We start from the raw sequence: 8087 nt of genomic DNA, 5'->3' as shown, positions 1-8087 counted from the left end.
GGCTCGAGAAAGTCAATTTACTAAAAACCGTGCCGGGGATTGGTCAAGTAATTTCTACTACTCTCGTCTCCGACTTACCAGAACTCGGTCAATTAACCGCCAAACAAATCTCTCGCTTAGTCGGTGTTGCGCCGATTAATCATGATAGTGGTCAACATAAAGGTAAGCGGATGATTCAGGGAGGTCGCGCTCATATTCGAGCTATTCTTTACATGGGAGCGGTGGTAGCTATGCGTCATAATCCGGTGATTAAAACCTTTTACGAACGCCTAGTCGGACGAGGTAAATCAAAAAAACTGGCTCTGACTGCTTGTGTGCGGAAAATCTTAGTTATTCTTAATGCAATGGTTCGCCAAAATCAGCCTTGGCAGCTTGCTGACAATTTACCACCTTGTTCCTAGAGATTGACACTTTTTGTTATCTCTGATCAAGGGTTGCGCTTGCTTTGGTTTAACCTGAGCGACTTAGTTTTTGCTGCGCTTTTTTCTGGCTTGAGATTTTAGGTTCGACAGCAACTCCTTGATTGTTTTTTGAGTTACCCCTTGACAATCAAGACAGTCGCTACGAAACTCACCCCATCACCAGCCAATTGACTTTTTCAGCAAACCCTAATCAAAAAATCTCCCCGTAATAAGGGAGATTTTAGCCAATATCTAGAGTTATTCCCCGACAAATTACACTAATTTTAGATCGGGATAATTGGCGAGAATGTCGTCTTGACTGAGAATATCACCCTCGCTTTGGGGGGTCCAAATCACTTCTACCGCTAAAAGTCGATCGCCTCCCATACTACCAATTTGTTGCAGGGCCTGTTTCAAGTCTTGGGAGTCATTAATTTTCGGTAGGGAAAATTTACCAACAATGCCGGCTAAAATAGTCACCAAAATATAGCCATCCGGTGCGCTTTTAGCTAATTCCCCAGCCGATTCGGGTAAAATATTGTCTCTAGAACCTTGACGCAGTTGGTTATTGTAATTAGTTAAGGTTTCCGCCGTTAATTTACCGCGTTCGTTGAGAGACCACTGATTAAACTTCGCTTCTGCACTGCTGAGGCTGGTTTGTTGACAATCGACGTTACCATAAACCCAGTATTCTGGATGACGTAACAGGGCCAGGGCCGATTCTTGTAAGACTTCGACTCGTCCCTCGGAGGTGCTAGTATCGACAGTTAGGGCGATTTGATTTAATTCTTGTTGCAGATAACGGGCATTAGCCAACAAACCCACCTGTACTTTAGCCACGGAGACGGTTTCATATCCCGGTTCAACAGCCATACCATTCTCATCACTGCCTCCACCATTACGGAAAGCATTAACGAGGAAATTGGCAATAGCAAAAAAGATTAGCAGAGAAATTAAGCCACCGCCACCACCACCCCAAAAGAAGGGTAAGAGGAAGGGAAAACCAATACCCCCACCGTAACCGGGGGAACTGTAACCACCACCCCTAGAAGGACTAATACTGCGACTAGGGGCGCGAAAACTACCGCCACCCATTCTACCCCCCGATGCCGCTAAAGCACTGGGAATACTGCCTAAAATCAACGTTGTCACTAATCCTAGAACTAATAACGGCTTGGCAAGCGATCGAACTTTAGTTAAAATTTTGTCAATCATAAGAACACCGAAGCAACCCTTTATTTACTAGCATAACGAGTTTCTCCCTCAGGGATAGACAAATCTTGAATAGGGATAACCGATATCATTAGGAGACAATAGACGGGAGACAGGAGACAGGAGACAGGAGACAGGAGACAATTGATTATCTTCTCCCCACTCTCTTCTCCTCAACCCCCAACCCTCAAATTTATAGACTTTTACAGATCTCTGGCATGATTAATTTTTGAGGGTTCAAAAACGTCAAAAATAAGGATTAAGTTGGATAAAATCTCTAAATAGGCCATTTCATTGATTTTTATTCATTCTTAATTCTCCTGACTACTTACTACTTACTACTGACTCCTGACTCCTGACTCCTGACTCCTTATCCCACAGTTAACGTTACGTTTATCCAACTACTTATGACTTGGAATTTCTCCCCTCCCACGGATTCGGACTTAGGCGATCGCGAAGTACCCTTAGAAAATCATCATCTCTGGGGTAAAAGGATTGCTTTACTGGTAACGGGAGGGATTGCAGCCATGAAAGCACCGCTAATTGCCCGATCTTTGCGGAAATTCGGGGCCACAGTCGTGGCTTTTGTCTCGGAAGAAGCTTTAAGATACGTCACTAGGGAAGCTTTGGAATGGAGTACGCTTAATCCCGTAGTTAGTCAATTAACGGCAAAAGCAGAACATTTAAGCGATCAATCTCCCTTTGATCTTTATTTAGTCGCCCCTGCTACCTATAACACGATTAATAAGTTTCGTTACGGAATCGCTGACGGAGTGATCACTTCATGCTTGGCCTCGGCCTTGGGACGACTGGAAAAGGGAAAAACTAAAATTCTGCTCGTCCCCACCATGCACGGCAGTTTACATAATGCTATTCTGAGCGAATCTTTGCAAACTCTCGATCGCTGGGGAGTCGAGATTATGCCACCCCGGGATGATTACGGTAAACACAATCTCCCTGGGGAAAAAGAGATTACCGTGGCAGCCTGTGGGATTCTCAGTAATTCTGTGCTGAAAAATAGGCCGATTTTAGTCACTGGTGGACCCACACCGGTGATTATCGATAATATCCGTCGTTTAACCAATCGTTTTACTGGACAGTTAGGGGTCGCTATCACAGAAGAATTATACCTGCGCGGGGCAAAGGTGCAGTTAATCCACGGACGGGGCAGCTATACACCCCCCGCTTATTTACCCCACGAAATTATTGAAACTTATGACGAGTATCTAGGGAAGGTGATGGTCGAATTAGAGAGTAAAGATTATCAATTTGGCATTTTCTCGGCGGCAGTGGCCGATTATCGCTTAGAAAGCCCTTTTTCTGGTAAGATTCCCAGTGGAGGGCAGTTAAATCTTAATTTTGTGCCGACGGAAAAAGTGATTGACAAGGTGAGAGAAAATTTTCCCGATTTAGAGATGGTGACTTTCAAGTATCAGGAGGGAGTTAGTCAGGAGGAGTTGCTGGAAATCGCCCGTAAACGCCTAGAAAAGGGCTATCAGGCGGTCATTGCTAATCGAGGTGAGGAAAAGGGCGATCACGGGGAACAGGTGGCTTATTTGGTGACAAAAGCGGCACTGGGGAAATTTATCGGTAAAAAAGCGATCGCTATTGGCATCGCCGAATATTTAGAGGAACGAGCCAAAAATGTTACAATCAAAAAAATTTAATATTTTTTAATATTAATTTGCAAAAATTTAGGGTAACACAGTCATGGGTAACATCAACTTCGTCAAAGAGAATAAGATCGTGGTAGCGGCAGATGGAGCGAATTTACGAGAGAAAGCAATCCAGAATGGCGTTGATATCTACACTTTTAGCGGTAAATTGATGAATTGTGGCGGTTACGGTCAGTGTGGTACTTGTATAGTGGCAATTGTCGAGGGTCTGGAAAATCTCTCGGCTAAAACCGACTTTGAACAGCGCTGTCTGAAGAAAAAACCCGAAAATTACCGTTTAGCCTGTCAAACCATGGTTAATGGCCCCATCAGCGTCCAAACCAAACCAAAATAGCATTTATCGGTTTTTTAGCTGCGGACTGGTCGGTGATCACTGATTGGCGATCACCGATCACTGATACAAACTAACTAGGAACAATATTTAAGAAAGCATCGAAGTCTTTTAATGCTTCTTGGAATTGATTAGCAGCGAGACTAGCATCTTTTTCTTTGGCTGCCGCATCGATACGTTCAAAGTGAACGAAAAGATTTTTCGCTAACTGCTTGGCTTTTTCTTGGTCTTTGGGCAGTAAATTACGGGATAATCCTACCATTTCCTGACGCAATTGCCCCAAAGGACCGTGGATATAGGTGCGAGTATCTACCCAATTTTTGTCAGCGATGAGGTCTTGCAAAACGCTCATTTTTTCGCGAAATCCTTCTATGGGTTGGATGTAAACCTGTAACTGTTCGATTTTTTGGGGACTGTAAACGGTGGGGATAGTTGCTTGGGGACCACTGCAGCTAACCAGCAGGGTAGTAACTAGGACTAAAACTAGGGAAATAATCGAGCGAAGACGTGGCATTGGTTTATATGTACTATTTAACAAACTATTGACGTTCTTTCCCTTAACCAGTCAAGGTATCGGGACGATTTTTACTTTATCAGGTTGTGGGATTCCCAAATCAGATTTTACTCCCAACGGCCTTGACAGTAACTCGGTGCTATTGGACGATAATCAGCAATTTTGCCTCTTATTCCCCCTTAATCCCCCCTTGATAAGGGGGGTGTCTGATAATTTTTAACACCTACCTACTTATTAACTAGAGCTTATCAAATTGTCTCATAAAAGCTCGATCGATCCGATCTTTCCATAACCATAATAACGGTGATTGCCAGCCAAAACCGCCCCAAGATGCGATCGCTTGTTGGTCTCCTGTCCCGATTAAACTCAGATAATTTTTCTGGGGAAAATAGGGTTTTAGAGGCTGATTTTGCAGAATTCTAACTAAATTATCGAACAGGGGTTTACCTTGTCGGACGGCAAAAACTCCCGCTTTCGGACGGGGATAATCTGGAATCGTGGCAATATCTCCCACGGCAAAAATATGGGGATGGGAAAGAGATTGCAGATAATTATTCACTAAAATAAACCCTTTTTCATCTGTCAGTAATCCCGAAGCTTTAATCCAACTAGGGGCCGAGGCAGCCGTTACCCAAATTGTATAATCTACGGGCAAAACTAACCCCGATGAACAGATAATCTGATCTGCTTGCACTGCCGTCACATCCGTTGATAAATATAATCTAATTCCCCTTTGTTGACAAATATTCTCTAAACGTTGACCGACCCAATTATTATGGGCTGGTAGGAGTTTTTTTCCTCGATGAATTAGAGATAAATTCAAATTACTGCTAGAGTTGAGAATTTTGGCCAAACGGGACTGCATATTTAAAGCTAATTCAACTCCACCTGCGCCTCCACCAACAATGACGATATTTAGAGTATTATTAGGTTTACTAACCGCTTTTTTCAGGATTTCTTGCCATCCTTGCCGAAAAATCGGTACTGGTTTGGCAGGAATAGCGTACTCTTTAGCACCGATAACATTATCCACTGCTGGGATGCTGCCAATATCGATCGAGAGATAATCAAAGGGAATTTGTAAAGAATTGTCACAAATTACTTGACATTTTTCCGTATCTATGAAAATAGCTTTAGCTAAACAGAATTGCGCTTGAGAATACCTAGCTAGAGAAGGTAAATCGATATGAGTCTCGGCAAAATCATAAAAACCGGCGATGTGGCCGGGTAACATTCCCGAATAGGGGGTATGGGTAACATCGCTAATTAAAGTTAATTGAACGTTTTTTAGGGGTGATTGCCCCCAAAGACGAAGAGCGATCGCATGACTATGGCCACCACCGATAAAAACTAGGCGCTTGACTAAATCCATAAAAAAAGGGGATTGCTGCCGGAAAAGTTAAATTCTAATGAATATATCTTCTGACACAGAAATTCTGTTGCAAGATCGAGAGTAGATAGACAAAAACTCAAGGCATCGAGGCTAGGAACTTTTAACCAATGACAGTAAATTGGGATTTTGATCTTTTCGGACTCGATATTCTTAAGTAAATTCTATCTAGTATCTTCGCTTCCCAATAGAGAGAAGTCTATGCAAGAAGTTTATATCGTGGCCGCTGTCCGGACTCCAATTGGTCGTTTTGGTGGGGGATTAATGGGATTATCCCCGGCCGATTTAGGGGCAACAGTGATGAAATCCGCCCTAGAAATCGCTAATTTGCCCCCAGAAGCCCTAGATTTGTACATTTTCGGCAATGTTTTGGGATCGGGTCATGGTCAGTTAATTCCCCGGCAAGCGGCGATTAAAGCGGGAATTCCCGTAAGCGTGGACGGATATCGGGTGGATATGGTTTGTTCTTCGGGAATGATTGCCGTTAGTAACGCTGCTACCTCAATTCGCGCTGGAGAAGCGGATCTCGTCCTCGCTGGTGGCATTGAATCCATGTCCCAGACCGGCTTTTTTCTCTCCCATCGGGCCCGGTGGGGTTATAAATTCCTCATGGGTGCGCCGGAACAATTAACCGACCTATTACTCCACGATGGCTTAACCGATGCTACCACGACTGAGGTTATGGGTTCCCAAGTTGATCGCCTCTGTCTCGATCGCGGGGTTTCTCGGCAAGCATTAGACGAAATTGCCGCTTTATCCCACCAAAGAGCGGCCACAGCCACAGAAAAAAGCTGGTTTAACGGTGAAATCGTGCCAATTGAGCTTAAATCTAAGAAAGGTTCCACAATTATCGCTCAAGATGAGGGTATTCGTTCCGATAGTACCCCGGAAGGTTTAGGAAAACTGCGGCCGGCTTTTAATCCGTCGGGAGTTTTAACCGCAGGGAATAGTAGTCAGATTTCCGATGGGGCTGCCGCTATCCTTTTAGCCAGTCAAAAAGCTGTGGATCAGTACGGTTTAAAACCAATTGCCAAAATCCTTGGCGGTGCTGTGGCTGCCGGAAAAACCGATCGCTTCCCGGAAGCCACTGTCCCGGCGGTGAAAAAATTACTGGCATCTTTAGATAAAACGATCGAAGATTTCGATTTAGTGGAAAATAACGAAGCTTTTGCTTTAAATAATCTCCTGTTTGAGATGGATCTGGGGTTAGCGAGGGAAAAACAAAACGTTCACGGTGGTGCGATCGCATTAGGTCATCCCATCGGTGCTTCCGGAGCGCGGATTCTGGTGACGTTAATTAACGCGTTGAAAGTACAGGATAAAACCCTCGGTATGGGGGCCATCTGTCATGGGACCGGTGGCGGAACAGCGATCGCAATTGAAAGAGTTTAGGAGGAAAAAGCTATGGTATCTCTGGGACTAGAGGAGAAAGTTATCGTCGTTACCGGCGGAAATCGAGGCATTGGGGCGGCTATTGTCTCTCTTTTGATAGATTTGGGGGCCAAGGTGGCCTACACGGATTTAGTCGCCGATAATCCCCAGGGTTTAGGGATTGTCGCCGACGTGACTAAGTTGGAATCCATGGAAGCGGCAGCTAAACAAATTGAAGCGGAATTGGGACCGGTTTACGGTATCGTCGCTAACGCGGGGATTACCAGAGATAACTTTTTCCCTAAATTAACGCCGCTAGATTGGGATTTAGTGATTAATGTCAACCTAAAAGGGGTTAATCACACGATTAAGCCGTTTATTGAGGGAATGTACGAACGACAAGCGGGATCGATCGTTTGTATTAGTTCTATTTCTGGTGATCGCGGTAATGCTGGCCAAACTAATTACGCGGCCACAAAAGCGGCAGTTATCGGTTTAGTCAAATCCTTAGCGCGAGAAGCTGCCCGTTATAATATTCGCGCCAATGCGATCGCACCGGGGTTTATTAACACGGAAATGACTTTAGCGATTCCCGATAAAGTTCGCGATAAAATCACCGCCGAAATTCCCTGTCGTCGCTTCGGTGAACCCGCAGATATCGCCTGGGCAACTGCTTATTTACTCTCTCCTATTGCCAGCAGTTATGTCTCTGGAGAAGTCCTTAGAGTTAATGGGGCCCATCACACCTAATCAGTTATCAGTTATCAGTTATCAGTTATCTAATTCAAAGATGGAAAATGTGTTTGTTATTGTCCCTGCTAAGTTGCTTGATTCAGTGGGTGAGTTTCGTTTTCTGACGATAGGACAGTCAAAATTACAAAAGCTGTTAGTCATATCCCATACAGAAAGAGAAAATGAGATTCCCTTAATTAGCGCCCGTTTAGCTAGTAAACAGGAGAGAAAAAATTATGAATCAGGAGTCTGAAGAAACGGTTAATGACGAGATGCGAACTGAATATGACTTTTCTGGTGGTATTCGTGGCAAATATTATCAAGCTTATCGACAGTCTAGTAATGTGATAATTCTCGATCCCGATGTGGCGGAAATTTTTCAAGATTCAGCCTCAGTCAATGAAGCGTTAAGATTACTAGCAAAAATTGCCAAGTCTGGAAAAATATGACTTATCAGTTA

At 44.1% G+C, this 8087-nt stretch carries 10 protein-coding genes; 7 read left to right on the top strand and 3 right to left on the bottom strand.

The features are described from left to right. Positions 1-401, top strand: a 401-nt coding sequence (locus tag IQ234_RS02750; protein WP_193955944.1) for a transposase, incomplete at its 5' end; no start/stop codon positions are given. A gap of 273 nt (positions 402-674) precedes the next feature. On the opposite strand, the gene IQ234_RS02745 is transcribed toward IQ234_RS02750, so the two are convergent. After that, complete coding sequence (locus IQ234_RS02745; protein ID WP_193955943.1) at positions 675-1616, bottom strand: DUF1517 domain-containing protein; 942 nt, start codon at positions 1614-1616, stop codon at positions 675-677. Between the two features lie 404 nt (positions 1617-2020). On the opposite strand from IQ234_RS02745, the gene IQ234_RS02740 reads away from it, so the two are divergent. Together IQ234_RS02740 and IQ234_RS02735 are read left to right on the top strand one after the other, a co-directional pair. Continuing rightward, positions 2021-3280: a phosphopantothenoylcysteine decarboxylase gene (locus IQ234_RS02740; protein WP_193955942.1), complete on the top strand. Its 1260-nt coding sequence runs from the start codon at positions 2021-2023 to the stop codon at positions 3278-3280. A 43-nt stretch (positions 3281-3323) separates the two neighbouring features. Further along, positions 3324-3623 carry a 2Fe-2S iron-sulfur cluster-binding protein gene (locus IQ234_RS02735; protein ID WP_193955941.1) on the top strand — a complete coding sequence of 100 codons (300 nt, stop codon included), beginning with the start codon at positions 3324-3326 and terminating at the stop codon, positions 3621-3623. A gap of 70 nt (positions 3624-3693) precedes the next feature. On the opposite strand, the gene psbQ is transcribed toward IQ234_RS02735, so the two are convergent. After that, positions 3694-4134, bottom strand: a complete 441-nt coding sequence (gene psbQ / locus IQ234_RS02730; protein ID WP_045360899.1) for a photosystem II protein PsbQ — start codon at positions 4132-4134, stop codon at positions 3694-3696. A gap of 238 nt (positions 4135-4372) precedes the next feature. Next, positions 4373-5506: an FAD-dependent oxidoreductase gene (locus tag IQ234_RS02725; RefSeq protein WP_193955940.1), complete on the bottom strand. Its 1134-nt coding sequence runs from the start codon at positions 5504-5506 to the stop codon at positions 4373-4375. Between the two features lie 219 nt (positions 5507-5725). On the opposite strand from IQ234_RS02725, the gene IQ234_RS02720 reads away from it, so the two are divergent. Genes IQ234_RS02720 through IQ234_RS02705 form a run of 4 tightly spaced genes read left to right on the top strand, consistent with a single transcriptional unit; the run spans position 5726 to position 8076 of the window. Beyond that, positions 5726-6916 carry a thiolase family protein gene (locus IQ234_RS02720; RefSeq protein ID WP_193955939.1) on the top strand — a complete coding sequence of 397 codons (1191 nt, stop codon included), beginning with the start codon at positions 5726-5728 and terminating at the stop codon, positions 6914-6916. A 12-nt stretch (positions 6917-6928) separates the two neighbouring features. Then, positions 6929-7645, top strand: coding sequence for an acetoacetyl-CoA reductase PhaB (gene phaB / locus IQ234_RS02715; RefSeq protein ID WP_193955938.1), 717 nt, complete (start codon positions 6929-6931; stop codon positions 7643-7645). Between the two features lie 40 nt (positions 7646-7685). After that, entirely contained in the window at positions 7686-7880 is a 195-nt protein-coding gene (locus IQ234_RS02710) for a BrnT family toxin (protein ID WP_185238508.1), read from the top strand. Continuing rightward, positions 7864-8076, top strand: coding sequence for a hypothetical protein (locus IQ234_RS02705; RefSeq protein WP_193955937.1), 213 nt, complete (start codon positions 7864-7866; stop codon positions 8074-8076). Before IQ234_RS02710 ends, IQ234_RS02705 begins: the two co-directional genes overlap by 17 nt. The last annotated feature ends 11 nt before the right edge of the window (positions 8077-8087 follow it).

Source organism: Microcystis aeruginosa LEGE 91341, from assembly GCF_015206885.1.
GTDB classification, from domain to species: domain Bacteria; phylum Cyanobacteriota; class Cyanobacteriia; order Cyanobacteriales; family Microcystaceae; genus Microcystis; species Microcystis aeruginosa_H.
The sequence above is the reverse complement of the archived record's forward strand: the minus strand, read 5'-3'. Positions and strand labels throughout refer to the sequence as shown.